Origin of the sequence: Nocardia sp. NBC_00511, from assembly GCF_045161165.1 — a bacterium.
Taxonomy (GTDB): Bacteria; Actinomycetota; Actinomycetes; order Mycobacteriales; family Mycobacteriaceae; genus Nocardia.
Map to the genome: position 1 here is coordinate 4,259,904 of NZ_CP107849.1, position 22,266 is coordinate 4,282,169.

At 66.6% G+C, this 22,266-nt stretch carries 24 protein-coding genes; 6 read left to right on the forward strand and 18 right to left on the reverse strand.

Features of this window, described 5'->3' with window-relative positions; genetic code table 11:
- Positions 1–48 precede the first annotated feature (48 nt).
- On the reverse strand, positions 49–660 hold the full coding sequence (locus OG300_RS20055; protein WP_405498146.1) for a heme-copper oxidase subunit III: 612 nt from the start codon (positions 658–660) through the stop codon (positions 49–51).
- Between the two features lie 185 nt (positions 661–845).
- Between OG300_RS20055 and OG300_RS20060 the strand changes: the two genes are divergently transcribed.
- The 3 genes from OG300_RS20060 (at position 846) to OG300_RS20070 (ending at position 2,841) form a co-directional block, all read left to right on the forward strand.
- The gene (locus OG300_RS20060; RefSeq protein ID WP_405498148.1) at positions 846–1,268 is read left to right on the forward strand and encodes a hypothetical protein; all 423 of its coding nucleotides are present in this window, start codon (positions 846–848) and stop codon (positions 1,266–1,268) included.
- 52 nt (positions 1,269–1,320) lie between these two features.
- Positions 1,321–2,376 carry an anthranilate phosphoribosyltransferase gene (gene trpD, locus OG300_RS20065; protein ID WP_405498150.1) on the forward strand — a complete coding sequence of 352 codons (1,056 nt, stop codon included), beginning with the start codon at positions 1,321–1,323 and terminating at the stop codon, positions 2,374–2,376.
- A 150-nt stretch (positions 2,377–2,526) separates the two neighbouring features.
- A complete protein-coding gene (locus OG300_RS20070) occupies positions 2,527–2,841 on the forward strand; it encodes a hypothetical protein (RefSeq protein ID WP_405498152.1) in 315 nt (104 codons plus the stop codon).
- Between the two features lie 27 nt (positions 2,842–2,868).
- Here OG300_RS20070 and OG300_RS20075 read toward each other — a convergent pair whose 3' ends face one another.
- The gene (locus OG300_RS20075) at positions 2,869–3,144 is read right to left on the reverse strand and encodes an Lrp/AsnC family transcriptional regulator (RefSeq protein ID WP_405498154.1); all 276 of its coding nucleotides are present in this window, start codon (positions 3,142–3,144) and stop codon (positions 2,869–2,871) included.
- Between the two features lie 18 nt (positions 3,145–3,162).
- Positions 3,163–3,606 (reverse strand): MarR family winged helix-turn-helix transcriptional regulator, encoded by a 444-nt coding sequence (locus OG300_RS20080; RefSeq protein ID WP_405498156.1) that lies wholly within the window; start codon positions 3,604–3,606, stop codon positions 3,163–3,165.
- A gap of 78 nt (positions 3,607–3,684) precedes the next feature.
- On the opposite strand from OG300_RS20080, the gene OG300_RS20085 reads away from it, so the two are divergent.
- Positions 3,685–4,536 carry an SDR family oxidoreductase gene (locus tag OG300_RS20085; protein ID WP_405498158.1) on the forward strand — a complete coding sequence of 284 codons (852 nt, stop codon included), beginning with the start codon at positions 3,685–3,687 and terminating at the stop codon, positions 4,534–4,536.
- 104 nt (positions 4,537–4,640) lie between these two features.
- On the opposite strand, the gene OG300_RS20090 is transcribed toward OG300_RS20085, so the two are convergent.
- Both OG300_RS20090 and OG300_RS20095 read right to left on the reverse strand, forming a co-directional pair.
- Positions 4,641–5,045: a hypothetical protein gene (locus tag OG300_RS20090; protein WP_405498160.1), complete on the reverse strand. Its 405-nt coding sequence runs from the start codon at positions 5,043–5,045 to the stop codon at positions 4,641–4,643.
- Between the two features lie 190 nt (positions 5,046–5,235).
- Positions 5,236–5,703, reverse strand: a complete 468-nt coding sequence (locus OG300_RS20095) for a carboxymuconolactone decarboxylase family protein (RefSeq protein ID WP_405498162.1) — start codon at positions 5,701–5,703, stop codon at positions 5,236–5,238.
- A 224-nt stretch (positions 5,704–5,927) separates the two neighbouring features.
- On the opposite strand from OG300_RS20095, the gene OG300_RS20100 reads away from it, so the two are divergent.
- Positions 5,928–6,695: a YdcF family protein gene (locus OG300_RS20100; RefSeq protein WP_405498164.1), complete on the forward strand. Its 768-nt coding sequence runs from the start codon at positions 5,928–5,930 to the stop codon at positions 6,693–6,695.
- A gap of 90 nt (positions 6,696–6,785) precedes the next feature.
- Here OG300_RS20100 and OG300_RS20105 read toward each other — a convergent pair whose 3' ends face one another.
- The 5 genes from OG300_RS20105 to OG300_RS20125 are packed head-to-tail and all read right to left on the reverse strand — an operon-like array spanning position 6,786 to position 11,853.
- Complete coding sequence (locus tag OG300_RS20105) at positions 6,786–7,238, reverse strand: MaoC family dehydratase (RefSeq protein ID WP_405498166.1); 453 nt, start codon at positions 7,236–7,238, stop codon at positions 6,786–6,788.
- A gap of 10 nt (positions 7,239–7,248) precedes the next feature.
- Complete coding sequence (locus OG300_RS20110) at positions 7,249–8,733, reverse strand: long-chain-fatty-acid--CoA ligase (RefSeq protein WP_405498168.1); 1,485 nt, start codon at positions 8,731–8,733, stop codon at positions 7,249–7,251.
- The gene (locus OG300_RS20115; protein ID WP_405498170.1) at positions 8,734–9,891 is read right to left on the reverse strand and encodes an acyl-CoA dehydrogenase family protein; all 1,158 of its coding nucleotides are present in this window, start codon (positions 9,889–9,891) and stop codon (positions 8,734–8,736) included.
- A 35-nt stretch (positions 9,892–9,926) separates the two neighbouring features.
- Positions 9,927–10,676 carry a 3-oxoacyl-ACP reductase FabG gene (gene fabG / locus OG300_RS20120; RefSeq protein ID WP_405498172.1) on the reverse strand — a complete coding sequence of 250 codons (750 nt, stop codon included), beginning with the start codon at positions 10,674–10,676 and terminating at the stop codon, positions 9,927–9,929.
- Positions 10,677–10,701: 25 nt separating this feature from the next.
- The gene (locus tag OG300_RS20125; protein WP_405498174.1) at positions 10,702–11,853 is read right to left on the reverse strand and encodes an acyl-CoA dehydrogenase family protein; all 1,152 of its coding nucleotides are present in this window, start codon (positions 11,851–11,853) and stop codon (positions 10,702–10,704) included.
- Positions 11,854–11,994: 141 nt separating this feature from the next.
- Between OG300_RS20125 and OG300_RS20130 the strand changes: the two genes are divergently transcribed.
- Complete coding sequence (locus tag OG300_RS20130) at positions 11,995–12,666, forward strand: TetR family transcriptional regulator (RefSeq protein ID WP_405498176.1); 672 nt, start codon at positions 11,995–11,997, stop codon at positions 12,664–12,666.
- Here OG300_RS20130 and OG300_RS20135 read toward each other — a convergent pair.
- The 8 genes from OG300_RS20135 to cysD form a co-directional block, all read right to left on the reverse strand.
- Positions 12,663–13,277: a dihydrofolate reductase family protein gene (locus tag OG300_RS20135; RefSeq protein WP_405498178.1), complete on the reverse strand. Its 615-nt coding sequence runs from the start codon at positions 13,275–13,277 to the stop codon at positions 12,663–12,665. The two genes, OG300_RS20130 and OG300_RS20135, sit on opposite strands and share 4 nt — an antisense overlap.
- Before the next feature lie 800 nt (positions 13,278–14,077).
- Positions 14,078–15,397: a DUF222 domain-containing protein gene (locus OG300_RS20140; protein ID WP_405498180.1), complete on the reverse strand. Its 1,320-nt coding sequence runs from the start codon at positions 15,395–15,397 to the stop codon at positions 14,078–14,080.
- 81 nt (positions 15,398–15,478) lie between these two features.
- The gene (locus OG300_RS20145; RefSeq protein ID WP_405498182.1) at positions 15,479–16,081 is read right to left on the reverse strand and encodes a dihydrofolate reductase family protein; all 603 of its coding nucleotides are present in this window, start codon (positions 16,079–16,081) and stop codon (positions 15,479–15,481) included.
- A gap of 203 nt (positions 16,082–16,284) precedes the next feature.
- On the reverse strand, positions 16,285–17,415 hold the full coding sequence (locus OG300_RS20150) for a sulfotransferase family protein (RefSeq protein WP_405498184.1): 1,131 nt from the start codon (positions 17,413–17,415) through the stop codon (positions 16,285–16,287).
- 19 nt (positions 17,416–17,434) lie between these two features.
- The gene (locus OG300_RS20155; protein ID WP_405498186.1) at positions 17,435–18,244 is read right to left on the reverse strand and encodes an SDR family oxidoreductase; all 810 of its coding nucleotides are present in this window, start codon (positions 18,242–18,244) and stop codon (positions 17,435–17,437) included.
- Positions 18,241–19,443, reverse strand: coding sequence for a hypothetical protein (locus tag OG300_RS20160; protein WP_405498188.1), 1,203 nt, complete (start codon positions 19,441–19,443; stop codon positions 18,241–18,243). The genes OG300_RS20155 and OG300_RS20160 overlap by 4 nt, the downstream gene beginning before the upstream one ends.
- Positions 19,443–21,305, reverse strand: coding sequence for an adenylyl-sulfate kinase (gene cysC / locus OG300_RS20165; RefSeq protein ID WP_405498190.1), 1,863 nt, complete (start codon positions 21,303–21,305; stop codon positions 19,443–19,445). Before cysC ends, OG300_RS20160 begins: the two co-directional genes overlap by 1 nt.
- Positions 21,305–22,210 carry a sulfate adenylyltransferase subunit CysD gene (gene cysD / locus OG300_RS20170; protein WP_405498192.1) on the reverse strand — a complete coding sequence of 302 codons (906 nt, stop codon included), beginning with the start codon at positions 22,208–22,210 and terminating at the stop codon, positions 21,305–21,307. Before cysD ends, cysC begins: the two co-directional genes overlap by 1 nt.
- Positions 22,211–22,266: the final 56 nt, after the last annotated feature.

The following is a 22,266-nucleotide window of genomic DNA, read 5'->3' on the forward strand; positions in this document are numbered from 1 at the left end:
AAGTTGTGTTGCTGCCGGCGACGGGGCTGCTGTCGCGGCGGGTCCGTGTTAGCGGACGAAGTAGATGGTGGCGAACAGGCCGATCCAGACGATGTCGACGAAGTGCCAGTAGTACGAGACGACGATGGCCGCGGTGGCCTGCGCCGGGGTGAACTTGCTGACCTTGGTGCGGATCAGCAGGAAGATGAACGCGATGAGACCGCCGATGACGTGCAGACCGTGGAAACCGGTGGTAATGAAGAACACCGAGCCGTAAACGCTGCTGGAGATCGAGGTGCCCTCGGAGTACAGGCCGTGGTACTCGGTGGCCTGACCGGCGACGAAGATCGCGCCCATGATGAAGGTGATCACGTACCAGCGGCGCAGCCCGAACACGTCACCGCGCTCGGCCGCGAACACACCCATCTGGCAGGTGAACGACGAGGCGACCAGCACGCAGGTGACCGGCACAGCCAGCTTCATGTTCAGCTCGGTCGGCTCCGGCGGCCAGTTCCCGTGCGCCTGCGCGCGAGCAACGAAGTACATGGCGAACAGGCCCGCGAAGAACATCAGCTCGCTCGACAGCCAGATGATGGTACCGACGCTGACCATGTTGGGCCGGTTCAGCGAATGCACACGCTGGGTAATGGCCGATCCTGGGGTCCCTACTGCGGTCGTCACGCCGGTAAGTATGACTTGTCGTAGTACGACAGGCGTAGCGGGGTACGAAAGTTCGTCGTACGTGTCGTAAAGCCCAGGGCGAGCGAGCGTCTCGGCGGGGCTCCCGGCGTGTCACGGCAGAGCCTAGATTGCTCGGGTAAGAGGAAGCTGAGCCCTGGTGAGAGGGGTTCGGAGAGGTGGTTGGGATGGGCGCGAGAGCGTGGTTGCGCGGACTGCTGGGTCGTGGCGGCGCAACGGAACTGGATGCGGCGCGCGCGGATCTGGTGGTCGTCGTGTCGAGTTTCGATGACGCGGAAGCGTGTTCGACCGCGCTCGGCAAGGCGATGGACTGGACTGCCGACCAACCGGTAGTCCTGCGGCACCATCTCCGGGTTCCCGCGGCGGCCGTGAATGCGGTGCAAGTCATTGCGGCACAGCAAGGCTATGACACCGCGTCGGTGAGCGCGGGCGACCCGGCCAAGCTGGTGGTGCAGCGGGTGCAGATCCTCGATGCCCTGCACTGTTCGCAGGAGCGTTCGCGGATGGCCGGTCTGGCGCAGCGGCACGAGGGTGACGCGCTGGGCTGGGACGCGCTGCAGCCCGCGACCGGTCCAGCGGAAAAGAGATAGCCCTTCCCACTAGGCTGACCTCCAACAGTCCGGTCCCGGGAAGAGAAGAGCAATGAGCGCGCGCAGCTGGCGAGAAATCCTCGGCATCCTCACCGACGGCAACGATCTGTCCTCGGATGAGGCCGCGTGGGTCATCAACGAGATCTTCACCGACAACGCCACCTCGGCGCAGATCGCCGCGTTCGGTGTCGCCATGAAGATGAAGGGCCCGACGCCGATCGAGTTGAGCGGGCTTGCGCAGGGCATGCTCTCGCACGCTCGCCGGGTGCCGTTCGAGGGTCCGGCGGTGGACATCGTCGGCACCGGCGGTGACCGTTCGGGCACGGTCAATATTTCGACCATGTCGTCGATCGTGGTGGCGGCCAGCGGGATTCCGGTGGTCAAGCATGGTAACCGGGCGGCGTCGTCGAAGAGCGGCGGCGCGGATGTGCTCGAGGCGCTGGGCGTGAAGATCGCGCTGGGCCCGGAGTCGGTGGCCGAGTGTGTGCGGCAGGTCGGGGTGGGTTTCTGTTTCGCGCCGGTGTTCCATCCGGCCCTGCGTTTCGCGAGCAAGGCGCGCGGTGAGATCGGCATTCCGACGGTCTTCAATATCCTGGGCCCGCTGACCAATCCGGCGCAGCCGGGCGCGGGCCTGATCGGGTGCGCGTTCGGTGAGCTGCTGGCCGATTACGCGGGTGCGTTCGCCGAGCGCGGGATCTCGGCCCTGGTGGTGCGCGGCAATGACGGCCTGGACGAGATCACCACCGCCGACACCACCGACGTGTGGGTGGTCGCGGGTGGTCGCAAGCACGAAACGACCATCGACCCAACGACTTTGGGGATCGAGCGGGTGGATCCGTCGGCACTGAAGGGTGGCGACGCGGAGATGAACGCGGTGATCGCCCGCAACATGCTGGCGGGCGATCCGGGACCGGTCCGCGACGCGGTGCTGTTGAATTCGGCGGCCGCGCTGGTGGCCTTCGATCTCTCGGCCGACGATGTCGAGACCGATCTGCATCCCAAGCTGGCGGTGGCCCTGGAGCGGGTGGCCGCGGCGGTCGACACCGGCGCGGCGGCCGCGCTGCTGGATCGCTGGGTGACGGTCAGCAACAAGCTCGACGAGAGCTGAGATTCCTCCGAGTGTCCTGAGAGTTCAGGGCATTCACCTGTGTGTTTCGGCTGGGTGCCGTCCCGGCGGCGTTACAGTTTCGGCTGTATCGGGACGGTTACTTCGGCGGTGCGCCGGGCCGGCCCTCGAAACGAATCGAGGAAGCGCTCAATGCGATACGGACTGGTGCTGGCCGGCCTGGTGGCCGTCTTTCTGGGGGTTGGCATTCCCATGAGCGCCGCGCATCCGGCCGCTCACGCCGAATCCACCGATATCGGCGGCACGCTGACCGTCGACGGCCACGATTACGGCATCCCCACCGACTGCGTGACCATCCGGCGCATTCCGCATCGCCTGGCGGTCGACAACGCGACCGCCGAGCGGGCCAAGGTGTACCTGTTCCCGGGCTGCCGGGGCGGCGTCACCCACATCATCGAGCCGGGTCGTTCGGGCACGGCGCTCGGTGCGTCGGTCCTGACCAACTGATCGTGACCGCCTGAGCCTCGGTCGGATTCACTCCCCGATCGAGAACCCCGCCTCGACATCGGCGCGCGAGTACGACTTGAACGCGATGTGGGTGGTGGTCTGCACGACGCCCGCGGTCTTGTTGACCCGCCCGGTCACCACCTCCGCGATCTGTTCGTGGTCGCGCACCCGCACCACGGCGATCAGGTCGACGTCACCGGCGCACGAGTACACCTCGGCCACTCCCGAGATGTCCGCCAATGCCTGCGCGGTCTCGGGGATCCGATCCGATTCAGCGGTAATCAGCACAATCGCGGTAATCATGCCGCCAACTCTAGGCGATCAGTCCGTGTAGTCGACCGGTGCGCCGAGCAGTTCACTCGCGGCGCGGTGGATCTTTTCCAGCGCGACCATCAGCTGCCGTCGCTCGGTGTCGGTGAGGTCGGCGGTCACGTTGTCGCTCAACGCTTTCCGATCGGCTTCGACGGGTTCGCGCAGCTCGCGGCCGTGCTCGGTGAGCCAGAGCCGGACCAGGCGGTTATCGCGGTCGTCGCGGCGGCGTTCGAGGAGTCCGGCGGCGGCCATCCGGGTGGCCATCTTGACGACGGTCGGCGTGGTGACGTTCAGCGCGGCCGCCATCTCCCCCGGCGTGCGCCCGTCGTCGGCCCAGAGCACGGCGAGCACATGGTTCTGCCCGAGGTGCAGTCCGTGCCGTCGCATATCGCGATCCGCCAAGGTGCGCAAGGCTTTCGAGGTGCGGCCGTGCAGGTCGAGGAATTCCGACATCGAGCCTCCGAGGTCTTGACCGATAGATCGTTAGCCGTCTAACGTTTTTCGATAGACGGCTAACGATATGGAGAAGCCATGCTACTGCTCACCGGTGCCACCGGAAACATCGGCCGCGAACTCACCCGCACCCTCACCGCGTCGAACACCGAATTCCGCGTCCTGATCCGCGATCCCGCCCGCGCCGCCCACCTCCCCGACCACGTCGAGCGCCACCTCGGCGACCTCGACGACCCGAATGCCTTGTCCGAGGCCATGACCGGCGCCTCCGCGCTGTTCCTCCTGGTCCCCGGCACCGGCCTCGACCACACCCACCACGCGATAAAGGCCGCCCAGGAGGCCGGAGTGGGCCGCATCGTGCTGATCTCGTCCCTCTGGACCCTGGGCGATCCCGTCCCGGCCATGGGCCGCTGGCACCTGGAACGCGAACGCCTCCTGACCGAAAGCGGCATCCCCCACACCGTGATCCGCCCCGGCGGCCTGATGTCCAACGTCCTGGAGTGGGCCCCCGCGATCCGCGCGGGCGAAGTACTGGTGGACCCCACCGGCCCCGGTCGCTTCTTCCCGGTGGACCCCGCCGACATCGCCGCCGTCGCCGCCCTGGCCCTGACCTCTGACGGCCACGACAACGCGACCTACCTACTCACCGGACAGGATTCGTTCACCTTCGCCGAGCAGATAGCGACGCTGAGCCGAGAGCTCAACCGCGACATCGCCTTCCGCACCGCCGCCAGCGCGGCCGAAGCCGTCGCCGCCCGCTTCCCCAACGGCGCGCCCCCGACCCTGTCTGCCGCGATCCTCGAATCCTTCACCGCGATGCGGGCGGATACCGTCGGCCTGCACACGAACACGGTCACCGAACTCCTGGGCCGCCCACCGCGCTCCTTCGCTCAGTGGTGCGCCGCCCACCGCACCACTTTCGCGGACTGACCACGGGGTCGGTGGGTCGTCCCGGCCGCGCGGCGACATTGCCTGCGGCAGCGTGCTTTCCCGAAGCGACCTGCCGCACGAGCGCGCGGCCACCCGAGCAGTGGTCAGCGAGCCTGCTCAGCGGCCTGTTGAGCGGCGATGCGGCGGCGAACTTCTTCCCACGGGAGCGGCAGTTCGTCGGCCGGAGCGGTGAAGAACACGAAGGTGGCCTCGCGCATCACCTTTCGTTTACGGGCGATGGTGGATTTGTGGGGTTCGGCGGCGGCGTAGGCGTAGATGGCGGCCTGGTCGGTCCAGGCCGAATAGGTCCAGAAGGTGCGTTTGAAGAGTTCGGCGTTCAGGGCCACGCCGATCGCGCCGGGGCTGCGGCGAGCCTGTCGCCACAGGCGCATGGAGGCCAGCAGGAAGCCGGGGGTGTCGCGGAGGGATTTCACTTCGAGGCGGGAGGCCATGCACTGGACTTCGGGGGTGGTGGGCGCGTTGACGGTGATCCACGGGAGTGCGGGCATGACGGGTTCCTCTTTCGATCGGGACCTTCGGTCGTGCGGTCGACCGCCCTCAATGCTCCACAGTGGAATGTATCTTGTCAATAGCAAGATGCATGGTCGAGGGTTCTCCCGCGTCAGCGCCACCCCACCCCGCGCCCCGGATCGCTCCGAACCCGAGGGTCCGAAAGCGTCGGGGGCACAGGGGAATCGGTCACCACTGGCCGGGCACGTACTCCCCACCGACCTGACCGGAGATCACATTGAGCCGGTTCCACGCGTTGATCACCGCGATCAGCGAGATGAGCGCGCCGATCTGATCGTCGTCGTAGTGCTTGCGCACCAGCGACCAGGTCTCCTCGGAGATGCCGGGCGCGGCGTCCGCCAGCCGGGTGCCCTCCTCGGTGAGGGCCAGCGCGGCCCGCTCGGCGTCGGTGAACACGGTGGATTCGTGCCAGGCGGCGATCATGGCCAGCCGCACCGGGGTCTCCCCGGCGGCCGCGGCGTCCTTGGTGTGCATGTCCAGGCACATGCCGCAGTGGTTGATCTGCGAGGCGCGGATCTTGACCAGTTCCTGGGTGGCCTTGGGCAGGGTGGAGTCGTCCACGATGCGGCTGGCGGTGGTGAAGCGCTTGATGTACTTGCCGGAGATGTCGTTCTGGAAGATGTCGAAGCGGCTCATGGTCCTGCTCTTTCCGTGTGGTGTTCGCTGGTTTCATGAGGTTGACGACGCGGCGCGCGCAGGTGTGACATCGCCACGACTGTGAGCCCGGTCACCCTATGACCTGCCACAGACCGGATCTTGATTTCGCGAATCCGCCTCCGCCGGAGCGCATTCCACGCGATCATGGATCGAAGATTGTGAACCGAACGGTAGTCACTAATCAGACTGCCTAGGAGGTTGCGATGTTCAGTTCGGCCAGGCATCGAAAGATCTCGTCCGGCGATCCGTGGCAGAGCGTGCACGCCGCGATCCGCGAACGGCGCAAACCCGGGCGACATCGCAAAGCCGTTCCCCGAGCCATACATACGAGGGCGTTGCAGGCGCTGCTCCCGGCCGCCACCGTGCTGGTGCTGGCCGCGGCCACCGCCCCGGCGCACGCGACTCCCGCTCCCACCCAGGTGCAGACCGATCCGCTCGCCGGGTTCACCCAGGACGCCGTCGCCTCGTTGCAGACGCTGCGGGCCGTCGCCATGCCGGGCGTGGATCTGCCGGGGCTGGATCTGCCCGCGCTGTTCAACCCGGATACCGCGATCGTGGTGCTGGGTTACGGTCTGATGCCGGATGGTTCGATGCGACCGGAGTTGATGGCCCGCCTCTACTCCGGGTATGTGTCGGCGCTGCTGTCGCCCGCCGCCCCGATCATCGTGACGGGTGGCAATCCGCAGAACGGCGTGACCGAGGCACAGGCGATGGCGGACTGGCTGATCGCGCGCGGTGTCGATCCGGCGCGGATCCACACCGAGACCAAGGCGAATTCGACGGTGCAGAACGCGGCGTTCTCGGCGCAGCTGATGAATGCGATCGGCGTGCACGCGGCCATTCTGATCACCTCCGACGATCACATCGCCCGGGCGCTGAACAACTTTCAGGCGGCCGGGATCTCGGTGGTGGCGACGCTGACACCGGACGCCTCCCCGATGAGCGCGACACCGTTCGGCCCGGGCAAGTAGGGCGGTACTCGCGAAGACATCGGTCCGGCGGTCGATGATCTCGACCGCCGGACCGGTGTTCGCTTGCACCCCTGCGGGTTTCGAGTGGGTTCAGGAGAGGTAGCGCGCGATGCTCACCGCGACGCAGGCGGGTTTGTCCGTGCCGTCGATCTCGACGGTGACGGTGCGCCGAGCCTGTACGCCGCCGGGGACGTCGCTCACGTCATCGAGCGCCAGGCGGGCCCGGATGCGGCTGTCCACCGGCACCGGGTTGATGAAGCGCACCTTGTCGAGTCCGTAGTTGACGGCCAGCCGCGCCGCGCCGACGGTCATGATCTGCCCGGTCAGCGGCACGATCAGCGACAGGGTGAGGAAGCCGTGGGCGATGGTGCGTCCGTAGGGTCCGGCGGCGGCGCGTTCGGCGTCGACGTGGATCCACTGGTGGTCTCCGGTGGCGTCGGCGAAAGTGTCGATGCGCTGCTGGTCGATGCCGATCCAGTCGCTGACGCCGATCTCGGTGCCGACGGCGGCGCGCAGGCTGTCGAAGTCCGGGAAGTCGATCACGTTGTGCCCCTTAGACGTAGCGCTGCTTGAGTTCTCGCTTGAGGATCTTGTGGGTGGGTCCGAGCGGGAGTTCGGTGACGAAGTCGACGCGGCGCGGGTACTTGTACCGTGCCACATGCTCTTTCGCGTACTCGATGACTTCCTCGGCGGTGAGCGGCCCGGACGGCACCACCACCGCCAGGATCTCCTCGCCGTAGTTCTCGTCGGGCACCCCGATCACGGCGACCTGCGCGATGTTCGGGTGCCGCAGCAGCGCCGCCTCGACCTCGGTCGGGTACACGTTGAAGCCGCCGCGGATGATCATCTCCTTGATCCGGTCGACGATCCGCAGATATCCGTCGGCGTCCTTGATGCCGAGGTCTCCGGTCCGGAACCACCCGTCCACCATGACTTCCGCGGTGGCTTCGGGTTTTCCGGTGTATCCACCGAACACGTTGTGCCCGCGCACCACGACCTCGCCGATGGTGTCGGCGGGCAGCAGCTCGATGCGGTCGCGCACGTCGGCGGCGGCGATCTCGACATCCACGCCCCACACCGGATGCCCGACGGTCCCGGCGCGCACGCCGAGCTGCGGCTGGTTGACCGTCGCGGTGGGCGAGGTCTCCGACAGTCCGTAGCCTTCGAGCACGTGCGCGCCGAAGGTCCGCTCGAATTCCTCGATGAGCACCACCGGCATGGCCGCGCCACCGCTGATGCAGAGTTTGAATTTCGGCAGTGCGACAGCGCTTTTCGCGGCGTCGAGCAGCCCGTGGTACATGGTGGGCACGCCGTGGAAGGTGTTGACGTTCTCGGCGACCATGAGTTCGATGGCCTGTGCCGCATCGAATCTGGGCAGCAGCACCAGGGTGGCTCCGACCCGCCAGTGCGAGTTCATGGACACGGTCTGCCCGAACACGTGGAACAGCGGTAGCGCCCCGAGCGCGATGTCGTCGCGGTGGACTTCATTGGCGTCGAAGGCGTTGACGGTCGCGCACATCACCATGTTGAGGTGGCTGAGCTCCGCGCCCTTGGGCCGTCCGGTGGTGCCGCTGGTGTAGAACACGACGGCGGTGTCGAGGGGGTCGCGGGACACGAACGCCGGAATCGCCTCGCCGGTCAGGTCTTTCGGGCTGACCGAGTCGATGCCTACCCGCTTCGCCGCCTCGCCGCCGACCGCGGCCACCATGTCATGGCAGATGAGCAGTTTGGCATCGCTGTCCCGCAGCACGTATTCGGCTTCGTCGGCGGTGAGCAGCAGGTGCACCGGCACCACCGTCGCGCCCGCCGCCAGGATCGCGAAGTAAGCGCGCGGGAAGTCCGCGGTGTTGGGCCCCATCAGCGCAACCCGATCCCCCGGCCGGATGCCGCGGGCGATGAGCGCTGCGGCCTGTTCGCGGGCCTGCCGCCACAGGTCGGTGAAGCTGATGCGCTGTTCGCCTTCGATGAGGGCGATGTGGTCGGGCCGCCGCCGGGCCGGTTCGGCGAGGATGCTGGCCAGGGAGAGCGTCGCGTTCATTCACAGACCCATGTTCTTGGCGATGATCATCTTCATGACCTCGCTGGTGCCGCCGTAGATGCGGTTGACGCGGTTGTCGGCGTAGAGCCGGGCGATCGGGTACTCGTTGATGAACCCGTAGCCGCCGTGCAGTTGCAGGCAGCGGTCGATGACGCGGGCGGCGACCTCGGTGCAGAACAGTTTCGCGGAGGCGGCGTCGGCGGCGGTCAGCGTCCCGTTGTCGAGGGCCTCGAGGCCCCGGTCGACGACGGCTTCGGCGGCGTCGACCTCGGCCTGGCAGGCGGCGAGTTCGAATTTGGTGTTCTGGAAGCTGGCCACCGGCTGCCCGAAGACGTTGCGCGCCTTGGTGTATTCCTTCGCGAACCGGATGGCCGCACTGGCCTGCGCGTACGCGCCGACCGCGATGGACAGCCGTTCCTGCGGCAGATTCTGTCCGAGGTAGGAGAACCCCTTGTTCTCCTCACCGAGCAGGTCCTCGACGGGGACCCGCACGTCGGTGAAGCTGAGTTCGGCGGTGTCGGACACCTTGAGCCCGAGCTTGTCGAGCTTGCGGCCGACGGTGTAGCCGGGCGACTTGGTGTCGACGACGAACAGTGAGATGCCGTGGCGACGGTCCTCGCCGCGGGGTGCGTCGGTGCGGGCGCACACGATGACCCGGTCGGCGAGCACGCCGCCGGTGATGAAGGTCTTGGACCCGTTCAGCACGTAGTGCGTGCCGTCCTCGGAAAGCTTTGCGGTGGTGCGCATTCCGGCGAGGTCGGAGCCGGTGCCGGGTTCGGTCATGGCGATGGCGAACATGATCTCACCGGCTACGAAGCCCGGCAGCCAGCGCTGCTTCTGCTCCTCGGTGGCGAGGTGCTTCAGGTATGGCAGGCACAGGCCGACGTGCACGCTGGAGCCACCGAAGGAGACGGCGGCACGGGCGGCCTCCTCGATGAGGATGGCCTGGAACTTGAAGGATTCGATGCCCGCGCCGCCGTACTCCTCGGGCACCTCGATGCCGAAGATGCCGAGTTCGGCCAGCTGGTAATAGAACTCGCGCGGCGCGATGCCCGCCTCGTACCACTGGTCGTAGACGGGTACGACCTCGGATTCGATGAACGCGCGCACGGTCTCGCGGAAGGCATCGTGGTCCTTGTCGAAAACTGTTCTCTGCATGGTGCTACTCCGGAAAGTCGTTGCTGCGAAACGGGTTAGAGGCGTCGGCCGCCGTCGACGTAGATGGTCTGCCCGGTGACGAAGGAGGCGTTGTCGGACGCCAGGAACGACACGACATTCGCGATGTCGGCGGGTTCGCCGACCCGGCGCAGCGGGGTGATCTTGGCGGCGTCGGCCCGGAACTGCTCGGGCGGGACGCCGACGCGGGCGGCGGTGGCGTCGGTCATCTCGGTGACGATGAACCCGGGCGCGACGGCATTGACGTTGATGCCGAAGGGCCCCAATTCCATTGCCAGCGTGCGGGTCAGGCCCTGGATGCCCATCTTGGCGGCCGAGTAGTTCGCCTGCCCGCGGCTGCCGAGCGCGGACACGCTGGAGGTGTTGACGATCTTGCCCGACTTCTGCGCCACCATGTAGCGCTGCGCGGCCCGGGTGCACAGGAACGCGCCCTTGAGGTGCACCGACATCACCAGGTCCCAGTCGTCGACCGACATCTTGAACAGCAGGTTGTCGCGCAGCACGCCCGCGTTGTTGACCAGCACGTCGACCGAACCCAGTTCGGCGGCAACGCGTTCGAAGGCGGCGTCGACCTGGGCTTCGTCGGTCACGTCGCAGCCCACCGCGATCGCGGTGCCACCGGCGGCGGCGATGGCGTCCACGGCGTCCTTGCAGGCGGCTTCGTCGAGGTCGACGATGGCCACGGTGCAGCCGTCGGCGGCGAGGCGGGCCGCGGTGGCCGCACCGATGCCGCGGGCCGCTCCGGTGACGATGGCGACTTTCGACATGAGATCTCCTGTCCGAGAAGGGTTGTCAGGCGAAGGCGTTGATGCCGGTGAGGGCGCGGCCGATGAGCAGTTTCTGGATCTGACTGGTGCCCTCGTAGAGGGTGAGCACGCGCGCGTCGCGCAGGTATTTGGCGGCCGGGAACTCGTCGATGTAGCCGTAGCCGCCGAACACCTGAATGGCGTTGTTGGCGGCCTTGACCGCGGCTTCGCTGGCGAAGAGCTTGGCCACCGAGGCCTCGGTGCCGAACGGTTTGCCCTTGGTCACCAGGTCGGCGACCCGCCAGGTGAGCAGGCGCGCGGCTTCGACGTCGACGGCGATGTCGGCGAGCAGTTCCTGTACCAGCTGGAAGGAGGCGATCGGCTTGCCGAACTGCTCGCGCTCCCCCGCGTACTTCACCGCGGCCTCCAGGCAGCCGCGCGCGACGCCCACGCATCCGGCGGCGACGCCCATGCGGCCCTTGTCGAGTGCGCCCATGGCGATCTTGAAGCCCTGCCCGAGTTCGCCGAGTCGCTGCGCGTCGGAGACCCGCACCTGATCGAGCACCAGTTCGGCGGTCGCCTGCCCGCGTAGTCCGAGCTTGCCCTTGATCTCGGTGCGGGTGAATCCGGGTGCGTCGGTGGGAACAAGGAACGCGGTCACGCCGCGCGGTCCGGGCCCGCCGGTGCGCGCGAAGATGATCGCGATATCCGCCCAGGTGCCGTTGGTGATGAAGATCTTGGTGCCCGAGATGAGCCAATCCTCGCCGTCCGCAACGGCTTTCGCGGTGAGGTTACCCGCATCCGACCCGGTGCCGGGTTCGGTGAGCCCGAAGCACCCCAGCGCCTGCCCCGAGCACAGTCGCGGCAGCCATTCCCGCTTCTGCTCGTCGCTGCCGTAGGTCTTGATCGACTTGGCGACCAGCCCGAGCGAGACGGACACGATGCCGCGCACCGCACTGTCGCCGCGCCCGAGTTCCTCGAGCAGCAGGCAGTAGTCCATGGGCGTGCCCCCGGACCCGCCGTACTCCTCCGGAATCTCGATCCCGAGGAAGCCCATAGCGCCGAGCTTCCCGACGATGGCGGTGTCGACCGCCTCGGCCCGGTCCCAGGCGGCCGCGTACGGCACGACTTCCTTGTCGACCCAGGCGCGGGCCAGCTCCCGCAACTCCCGCTGCGACTCGCCGAGTTCGAAATCCATGTGGTGATAGCTCCTAACCGAACGTTGTTAGGTTTATAACCCGAAAGTATCCTAACAGCGTTCGGTTTATCAAGGAGTCGGTGCTAAATTCGAGGTCACGCCGGGCGATCCACACCGGACCACGACCGGGAGGTGGACCTCATGGCCAGGCCGAAAGTGCCCCTGCTGAACCGCGACCGCATCCGCGACGCCGCGCTGACCCTGATCGACCGTGACGGCCTGGGCGAACTGTCGATGCGCAAACTGGCCGCCGAACTGGGCGTGCAGGCCGCGTCCCTCTACACCCACTACCCCACCAAGGACGCCGTCCTCGACGAGATCGCCGCAGGCATCATGGCCCGCGTCGACACCTCCGCCTTCGACCGAGGCAACTGGCGCGACGGCCTCACCTCCTGGGCCCGCTCCTACCGCACCGCCCTGGTCCGCCACCCCAACTTCGTGGCCTACCTGGCCGCCGGCCCGGGCACCCGCGAAGAAAACCTCCGCGCCGCCGACGCCGTCCACGGCGGCCTGGTCGCCGCAGGCTGGCCCCCACGCGACGCCACCATGATCGGCGCGGCCACCCGCTACCTGGTCATGGGCGCCACCATGGGCTCCTTCTCCCGAGGCTTCGTAGACGACGTCCAGGTCTACCGAGACCGCTACCCCCACCTCGAGCAGGCTCACCTGCTCCGCGCCAAAGCCGACGAAATCGACTCCGAAAGCTTCGAATTGGCGCTGTCCGCCTTCACCGACGGCCTGACCCTGCGCTACGAAGCCATCCTGGCCCGCCGCGCCAAGCGCCAGCGAACCCGAACGGAATCCGCCGACTAGGCGCCCTGACCACTTTCCCGATTGACCATCTCGTCATAGTCGACAGGCGCCGGAAGCTCAGCAGGCCCATACACGAGATGCACCACCCCGGTCTTGAATGCCTTGGCCGACAACAGATCCAACGGAATCGGCTGCCCCTCGGCAAACAGCTTCAACCCACTCTGCAAAGCGATCGGATGCACCAGCAGGTGCAACTCATCGATGAGCCCCGCCTCGAGCAACTGCCGAACGATCGACGGCGACCCACTCATCCCGATAGCGGACTCCCCCGCCTCCGCCTTCAACGCCGCAACCCCCGCCACCAAATCCCCCTGCAACTGCTCGGAGTTCCGCCAGCTGAAGCTCAGTTCCTGCTGGGACACAACGATTTTCCGCGCATCCCCGAAAGCCTTAGCCATCCCGGCGTCTTCCCCACCGGCCGCTTCCCGCTCCGGCCAAGCCCCCGCAAACCCCTCATAGGTAACCCGCCCGAGCAACAGCGTGTCGGCCTCACCGAGCTGCGCCCCGACCGCCTCCCCCATCTCGTCATTGAAGTACGGAAAATGCCAATCCTGCGGCTCAGCCACAACCCCATCGAGAGAAATGAACAGGCCAGCGGTGATCTTGCGCATCGAATGCTCCTTGGTTGGTTCGGTTACCTCTTCAGACGCCCCCCGACCCCAGAACTAATCGGTCCCGCTCGGAAGCCGGATTGCTCGCGGGCGAGACGTCGAACCGTTCCATCCGTCGATTGCGCGCGAGGCGAAGACGTCGAGAGCACTCCCGAATACATCGCTGTCCTCTCACACGTTCCGACATTCCGGTGGGACTATCCGCGACGATCAGGAGACAGTTCACGACAACACATAGCCTTGGGGGGCAACATAATTCGCGTCCTGCCAGGACCCTTACGAGCGCTTACTGTCGAGGCGATATCACTCGGAGAAGGAGTTGCATGTTGTCTGTCAAACGGTTGGCCGCGGGAACGATTGTCGCCAGCGCGGCCCTGCTGATGCTCGGAACCAGTTCGGCCATCGCCGATATCCCTTTGAACACCCCTTCGCCCACAACGGACGTCCAACTGCCACAACCGATCGCCGGACTTCCGTCCACCGGCTCACAGGGCACGGGCTCACAGGAGCAACATGGCTGCTTCCCTGCCGGTGCGCCAACCTTCTGCATCTAGCAGGTTCATCGGTGTGGGAGCAGAGCCTGACCTGCCCCACATCGGTACGGTGCCGTCAGCTGTAGAGGCGAATGAAGTCTTGGGTCGGATCCACGGAGGGCACCGTGTAGCTCGACGAGCTTCCGTCGATGTGGGTTTCCTCGACGGAGGGGGTGGGTTCGGGGGGTAGGTGGCGCCAGTGGGCGCGTGGGTCATTGGCTTCTTCGTGGCTGTTCGATGACATGGTGTCCCCCATCCAGAATCATGTCACCTCATACTACCGGGAGTTGTGTGGGTGGTGGGGCATGTGTTGCGGCAAAGGCCATGGGAGGCTGGATGTTCCGGGATGTTGCGGTCGGGACGGGTTGCAGCGATCACCGCGGTCACGATGGGGGGACGCCAGGATCGCCGCTGATATTCGGCGGGGCAATCGGCGCATGCTGATTCGCGGGCGGCTCTGTTGGTCGCCAGCTGTGGTGGGCGATCCGTCGGCGGCAGCCCCTCTGCCTCGCCTCCGCGAATGCTATTCGCGAGGCGGTCTTGCCCGTCTCCGGCCGTGATGGGCGTTGCGGCCGCGCAGGTCGGTGAGGGTGGCCACGGCCAACTCACCCACATGATGGCGGGTGTTGACCTTCGGGATACCAATCGGATCCAGCGGTGGTGGGGCGATCCAGCCTGTTCTGCCCGCGAATGGTGAATCCGGCCCCGATGCTCGCCGAGGTTGGCGGGGCCGCGTTCCGGACGTAGGAATGCTACCAGCGCATCATGATTGCGTTGCGCCGTCGAACGGCGGTCGCGATTTGCGGCAGCATCGAGGACATCGCGGTCGACATGCTCTGGAGCCCACGGGCTTTCCGGGTCGGCAGGATTGCACATGCCGGGGCGGGCGAGTTTGGCCAGGACCGGCTCGAGCAACTCGCGAAGTGTCGCAGTGATTTCACCGCTCAGCGGGGACATCCCATCCACGCGCCGCTTGCCGAGCGTGACGCCACGGCCACGCTGGCGGTCCTCGTCCTCGGTGAGGCTGCCGTCCGGGTCGAGGTAAGCCAGGATCCGGTCACCGATCTTCGGCAGATCATCCGGAGTGGTGTTCGTGGCGAACTCGGCCAACTGGAATTCGACCGTTTCCCGTTGTTCGACATCGAGTTTCACCGGCAGCCGGTCCATGATCCGACCGATCACCCGAGCATGCTCAGCAGACACCAGCCCGACCGACTGCGCCGCTGCCGTCCACGGCAGCCAGGGCGGCAGTGTCTGACCGGGAAGTTCCCGAGGTCCCAGCAGGGTTGCGGCACGGCAGCGTGCGCGAGCGTCGGCGGCACCGAGGTGCAGCGTGTGTTCAAGAAAGCGGGGCATCGACTTCAGGCCGGATTGCGCGGGAATGCCACGCATCTCGATCTGATTGAGCACCCGATGCTGCACCGCGGCCATCCGGCGCGAGCACGATTCCATCTCCTGCAACAGCTTCACGACCTCGGCATCCGACATCGGATCGAGGTTGTCCTCGGCCAGGAAATCCACGTCATTGGAGAGCGCTGCCACATGGTCTGCGGCAGCCGCTTCGCGTGATTCCCCTCCCCGGATCATTCCCCAATTCTACTCCCGCATTCGCAACAGGTGAATCGAATTAAATTGTGATACAACGCTTTTCAAACACTGGGCCCTCCACTAGGACAGGTGCCCGCGTGCCTCGTCGTACCCGAGCGGATCACGCAGCTCTCCGGGCCCATAAACCAGGTGCACGACACCGGTTTTGAACGGCGTGGCCGAGAGCAGCTCCAGCGCAATCGGATTGCCTTCGTCGAATAGTCGAAACCCGTGCTGCAACGCGATCGGGTGGACCAGCAGATGCATTTCGTCGATCAGCCCGGCTTCGAGGAGTTGGCGCACGATGGACGGTGATCCGCTCATGCCGATCGGTGTTTCGCCGGGCTCGTTCTTGAGCGCGGTGACCCCCGCGACCAGATCCCCTTGCAGCTGTTCGGAATTGCGCCAGCCGAATTTCAGCCGCCGTTGTGAGACAACGATTTTGCGGGCGTCGCCGAGCGACTTCGCCATCACGCCTTCCTCACCGCTGACATGTTCCCGTCCAGGCCATGCGGCGGCGAAGGTTTCGTAGGTGCGGCGGCCCATCAGCAGGGTGTCGGCGGTGGCCAACTGGGCGCCGACGGCCTCGCCCATCTCGTCGTTGAAGTACGGGAAGTGCCAGTCCTGGGGTTCCGCGACGACACCGTCGAGGGAGATGAACAGTCCTGCGGTGATCGTGCGCATGGTGCTCCTAGATTCTGATCCGTCGCGCTGCCGGCAACCGGCCGCGCGGTCCTCAGTATCGACGGCGGCCGTCGGAGAATTTCATCGTTCGCTGTCGACCGAACGCAATTCGGGGGCCGGAACGCACCCGGGCCCCGAGTCGAATGCGACTCGGGGCCCGGGCTTTTCACACGGAGGGCACACTCCGGGCGAAGCGGGTGGTGTCAGGCGAATTCGGCCCGGACCTGGTCTTCGGTGAGCCCGTAGTCGGCCAGCGAGTACCGGTGTGCCGGTTTGCGGTCGCCGGACTTGCTCTCCTCGTCGAGCGCCTTCGCGGCCGCGCGGGCCCCGTCGGTGTACTCGAGGCCGAAGGTGCTGTAGATCTTCTCCAGCGTGGCGAACGGGTCCGCGCGCAGTTCGTCGAACTGGATGTCGAGGAACTGGGCGGGGTTGTATTTCGCACGCGCGGCGGTGAATTCGCGCAGACCACGCGACCACAGCTCGAGCTGGGATTCGCCGATCTTGTCGCCGACGAAGGTGGTGGACCAGCCCTTCGTGGTCGCCTCGGACAGGCTGCACGAGGAGCCGACGATGGTCACCGGGTCACGGTGGGTCTGGATGATCAGCGCGTCCGGGTAGACCGCCATCAGAGCGTCCAGCGCGAACAGATGGCTGGGGTTCTTCAACACCCAACTCCGGTCATCCCCGAGCCCGATCAATTGCAGGTTCATCCGATGCCGCGTGTAGGCGTCGGTCCAGTCCTGCTTGCGCAGCCACTGCGAGTAAGTCGGCAGATACGCCAGCGACTCGTAGGAAATCGACTTCACCGTCTGCCGCATGAGCTGCCAGCACTCTTCGGGCTCGGCGGCCGTCATGTAGTGCAGCCCCATGTATTCCGGATTCTCGACCCGGTGCTGCGCGAACCCGGCGTCCACGGCCTGATACACCGGGTTGTCGGCCCAGGTGTCGCGCGGCGGGCGCGGCTGCGGGAAGTCCGCCAGCCACATTTCCAGGGCCTGGTGCTGCGGGTCGGCCGCGAGCAGTCGGTGCAGCGCGGTGGTGCCGGTGCGCGGCAGCCCGGTCACGAAAATCGGCCTGGTGACCCGGGTTTCGGTGTAGCTCGGGTTGGCCTTGAACGAGGCTTCGCTCAGCGCGCGGGCGACGAGCGCCCCGCGCAGGAAGTACCGGCTCATCTTGGAGCCGAGCTCGGTGAGCCCGGCGTCGCGCTGATACGACTCGAGCAGTACGCCGAGGGCGTCGAGGTAGTCGTCGGAGCCGAAGTCGGTGAGCCCGGTGACTTTCGCGGCCGAGTGGTGCAGGTCTTCGATGGTGCCGACGTTGGTGCGTCCGGTCATGGTGGTGGAAACTCCTAGCTCAGACGTGGTATTCGCCGCAGTTGACGTCGATGGTCTGCCCGGTGATGGCATTGGCCCACGGCGAGGTCAGGAAGACGATGGTCTGCGCGATCTCGTCGGGCAGCGGCAGCCGCTTGAGGTCGGACTTCATCGCCGTCTGCTGATACACCTGCTCCTCGGTGATGCCGTACTTCTTGGCGATCTCCCCGAAGTACCACTTCAGCTGGTCGGTCCAGATATAGCCGGGGAGCACGCTGTTGACGCGAATCCCCTTCTCCCCCAGCTCCGTCGCCAACGTCTGCGACATGGCGAGCAGGGCGGCCTTGGCGATCTTGTAGCTGCCGTAGCGAGGCTCGCTGTGCCGCAGCACCATCGAGTTGACCATCACCACCGAGCCCTTGGTCTCGGCCAGCGAGTCCGCGAAAGCCTGTGTCATGCGCAGGTTTCCGAGCACGGTCAGATCCACGCTCTCGCGGATCTGCTCGTAGTCGGTGCGGGCGAGCGGCTTCATGGACGGCACCTTGAACGCATTGTTCACCAGCGCGTCCACGCGCCCGAAGGTCGCGACCGTCCGCTCCACCAGGTTGGCCACCGTGGCCTCGTCGGTGATATCGGCAGGCACGCAGAGCGTTTCGGCTCCACCCTCCGCCTCGATCTCCGCGGCCACCTCCTTCAACCGCGATTCCGTCCGCGCCGCCAGCACCACATTGGCCCCGGCCGCCGCGGCCTCCAGCGCGATGGATCGGCCGAGTCCCGGCCCGATCCCGCTGACCACGACAACCTTGCCCGCGAGCAGCCCGGTCTTCAGTCGAGTGTTGTTCTCGCTCATCCGAGCATCCTTCCCGCGAAGGCGCGCTGACGAGCCGCGATGCGCTCCCGCCAGCCGGCCTCGTCGATCCGATTCAATTCGTGGTGCGGCAGCCGTTCGGCCACCTTGTCGAACGGCACCAGCTCGATCGAGGGCCCGTCCGCGGGCGTGATGGCCCGCCCCACCCGCTGCCAGCGGAACTGCAGAATGCCGAGTTTGCGCCCGGTGGTCTCGACCCAGTTGGCGACGCCCGGATTGCGAGCCGACACCACCATGCGGATCAAACCGTCCGGATCCACCTGCGCCTGCGCGTGATTGAGGCTGGTCTGGTGGTTGACGTAGTCCAGCGACACATACCACCGGCTGCCCAGCTGGAAGCCCTGGTACGGCGCATCGGATTTCGGCACCGTGATGATCAGCGCCTGATCGTCCTCGAGCTCGAAGTGCCCGACCGAGGAGTACTGGGTGCTCAATCCGCCCGGGGTGAGCCGGGGTTCGGTGAGCGTGTTGACCGGCAGGTTCAGGTAGAACCACTTGGGGAAGTTGAACCAGGTGTGCACCCGGGTCAGCAGCATCCGCCCGGCGGCCCGGTAGCGCTTGCGCAGCTGGTCGACGCCGGCCTCGGTGGGCGCGGTGCCGATGGTGTCGACCCGCTCGATGCGGATCGAACCCTTGCGTTCGGCATCCCAGTCGCTGTAAACCTCGCGCACGGCGAGCATGGACGCGCCCTCGCCGAGCACGAAGTAGTTCGGCTCCGGATTCTCCTTCGGCGGACCGAATCTCAGCTGATAGCTGCCGTCCTCGGCGATCTGCAAACGCCGATCGTCGAAGGCGTCGTCCCCGTTGGGCACGTCGGTGGCGGTGTAGTCACCCTTGAGCACCTGGAAGCTCAGGTCCGTGGTGCTGCCGCGCACGCCGGTGAGCAGGTACTCGGCCGTCGGCTCGACGGTGGCGTGCAGGTACAGCGTGTCCGGGTTGTCGAGACCCATCTTGGTGTACGGCCCGGTGGAGGTCACGAAATACGGGTGCGAGGTGCCGTGCGCCCGCGACAGTTGCAGCACCGCGGCGATACTGCCCTGCAAGTAGTCGTAGCCTTCGGCCAGGTCGTGCGGGTCACGGATGAAATCCGCTGCGGCGATGAGCTTCTCGGCCTCGGTCACCGCCGCGATAAACGGATCGGTGAGCGGTATTTCGGCCTGCTCGATGTCTGGTTGATTCATCAGCTGTCAGCGATCCCTAGTTCTACTCGAATTCGATGGGCGATCTCGGACGGCGTCCCGTCCGAGGGGATGATGGTCAGGTCGGCGAACTCGGGCCGCTCGTACGGCGAGGAGATGCCGGTGAATTCGGGCAGTTCGCCGGAGCGGGCCCGCTTGTAGAGCCCCTTCGGGTCGCGCAGTTCGCACTCTTCGAGCGGAGTGTCGACGAAGACCTCACGGAACGGCAAGTGCCTGCCCTCGTGAAGTTTTCGCGCTTCCCGCCGTTCGGCGCGGAACGGGCTGATCAGCGAGACGATGGCGATCACGCCCGCGTCGGCGAACAGCGCGGCGACCTCGGAGACCCGGCGGATGTTCTCGCGCCGGTCCTCATCGGTGAAGCCGAGGTTGCGATTGAGCCCGTGCCGCAGATTGTCGCCGTCGAGCAGGTAGGCGGGCTGCCCGGATTCGATCAGCTGCCGCTCCAATTCCACTGCGATGGTGGACTTCCCGGAGCCCGAGAGCCCGGTCAGCCACACGGTCGCGCCGGTGCTGAGCCGCCGCCCGCGTTCCACGGCCGAGCTGTGCCACACCACATTCGAAGCACGGGTCTCGACCCGCGGTGCGCCCGTGGAGCGTCCGGTGATCATGCCCGCCGCGACGGTCTGGTTGGTGGCGTCGTCGACGAGGATGAAGCTGCCGGTGGTGCGGTTCTCCCGGTACGGGTCGAACAGCAGCGGCTGCCGACTCTTGAGCGTGATGCGCCCGATGTCGTTGAGCCCCAGCGCTTCCGAATCGGTCTGCCGGTGCAGGGTATTGATGTCGAGCCGGTAGTCCAGTTCGGCGACCTCGACCTTGGAGGTCTGCGCGGCGGTGCGAATGGAGTATTCGCTGCCCTGCCGCAGCTGCGTGTCGTCGGAGAACCAGCACACCATGGCGTCGAGTTCACGATCGGAGTGCGGCTGGTTGCCGGGCCGCGCGAGCATATCGCCACGGCCGATATCGATTTCGTCGTCGAGGGTCAGCGAGACGGCCATGCCGGAGAACGCCTCGTCCACCTTGCCGCCGCCGGGACCCCAGATCTGCGCGACATGGCTGATCCGCCCCGAGGGCAGCACCACCACTTCGTCGCCCGGCTTGAAGATGCCGCCCGCGACAGTGCCCGCGTAGCTGCGCTGGGTCTCACCGTGCGGCCGGATCACGTACTGCACGGGCAGCCGGTTGTCGATGAGGTTGCGGTCGGAGGCGACGTGCACCTCCTCGAGGTGCCGCAGCAGCGGCGGGCCCGGATACCAGTCGGCGGTGTGCTCGGAGGAGTCCACCACATTGTCGCCGTGCAGGGCCGAGAGCGGGATGAAACTCAGGTCGCCGACATCCAGCTTGGTCGCGAAATCCGCGAATTCCGAACGGATTTCCTCGAACCGCTGCTCGGACCAGTCGACCAGATCCATCTTGTTCACGCACAGCACCAGGTGCCCGACGCCCAGCAGCGAGGACAGGAAGGCGTGCCGCCGCGTCTGCTCGGAGACGCCCTTGCGGGCGTCCACCAGGATCAGCGCCAGGTCCGCGGTGGACGCGCCGGTCACCATGTTGCGCGTGTACTGCACATGCCCCGGGGTGTCCGCGATGATGAATTTCCTTCGCGGAGTGGTGAAGTAGCGATACGCGACATCGATGGTGATGCCCTGTTCGCGTTCGGCGCGCAGTCCGTCGGTGACCAGCGACAGGTCGGGCCCGTCACTGCCGCGGCTGAGGCTGGCACGCTCGATGGCATCGAGCTGATCGGTGAACAGGCTCTTGGAATCGAACAGCAGCCGCCCGATCAGGGTGGACTTGCCGTCGTCGACGCTGCCGGCGGTGGCCAGGCGCAAAAGGTTGCGGCGCATCAGAAGTAGCCCTCTCGCTTGCGATCTTCCATGCCGGACTCGGAGATTCGGTCGTCGGCGCGGGTGGCGCCGCGCTCGGTCAGGCGGGTGACCGCGGTCTCGGCGATCACCTCGGTCGGGTTGGTGGCGTCGGATTCGACGCAGCCGGTGCAGTCGGCGTCGCCGAGGGTGCGGAAGCGCACGCTCGTCTCGAAGCGCTTCTCGCCCGGTCCGAAGGTCAGGAATCGGTTGTCCGCCAGCAGCATTCCGTCTCGCTCGACGACGGTGCGGCGGTGCGCGTAGTACAGCGACGGCAGCTCCACCTCGGCCTGCCCGATGTACTCCCAGATATCGAGTTCGGTCCAGTTCGACAGCGGGAACACCCGGATATGCTCAGCCTTGCGGTGGCGTCCGTTGTAGAGGTTCCACACCTCGGGCCGCTGCGCGCGCGGCTCCCAGGCGCCGTATTCGTCACGGAAGCTGAACACCCGCTCCTTGGCGCGCGCCTTCTCCTCGTCGCGGCGCGCCCCGCCGAACACCGCGTCGTAGCGGCCCTCGCGAATGGTGCGCAGCAGCGTGGTGGTCTGCAATCGGTTGCGGGTCTCGCCCGGTCGTTCGGTGACCCGGCCCGCGTCGATGTCGTCCTGCACGCTGCCGACCAGCAGCTGTGCCCCCAGCCGGGCGGCGGTGCGATCCCGGAATTCGATGACCTCGTCGAAGTTCCGCCCGGTGTCGATGTGCAGCAGGGCGAACGGCAGCGGTGCGGGCCAGAACGCGCGTCGCGCCAGCTCCAGCATCACCGCCGAGTCCTTGCCTCCGGAGAACAGCAGCACCGGCCGCTCGAAGGTGGCCGCCACCTCCCGGATGATGTGCACCGATTCCGCCTCCAGGGCGTTCAGGTGCGACAGCTCGTATCCCGTGCGCATCTCTCAACTCACTCGCCGCGTCATCCGCCACTGCGCTACCCGAGGGGTTGCGGTGT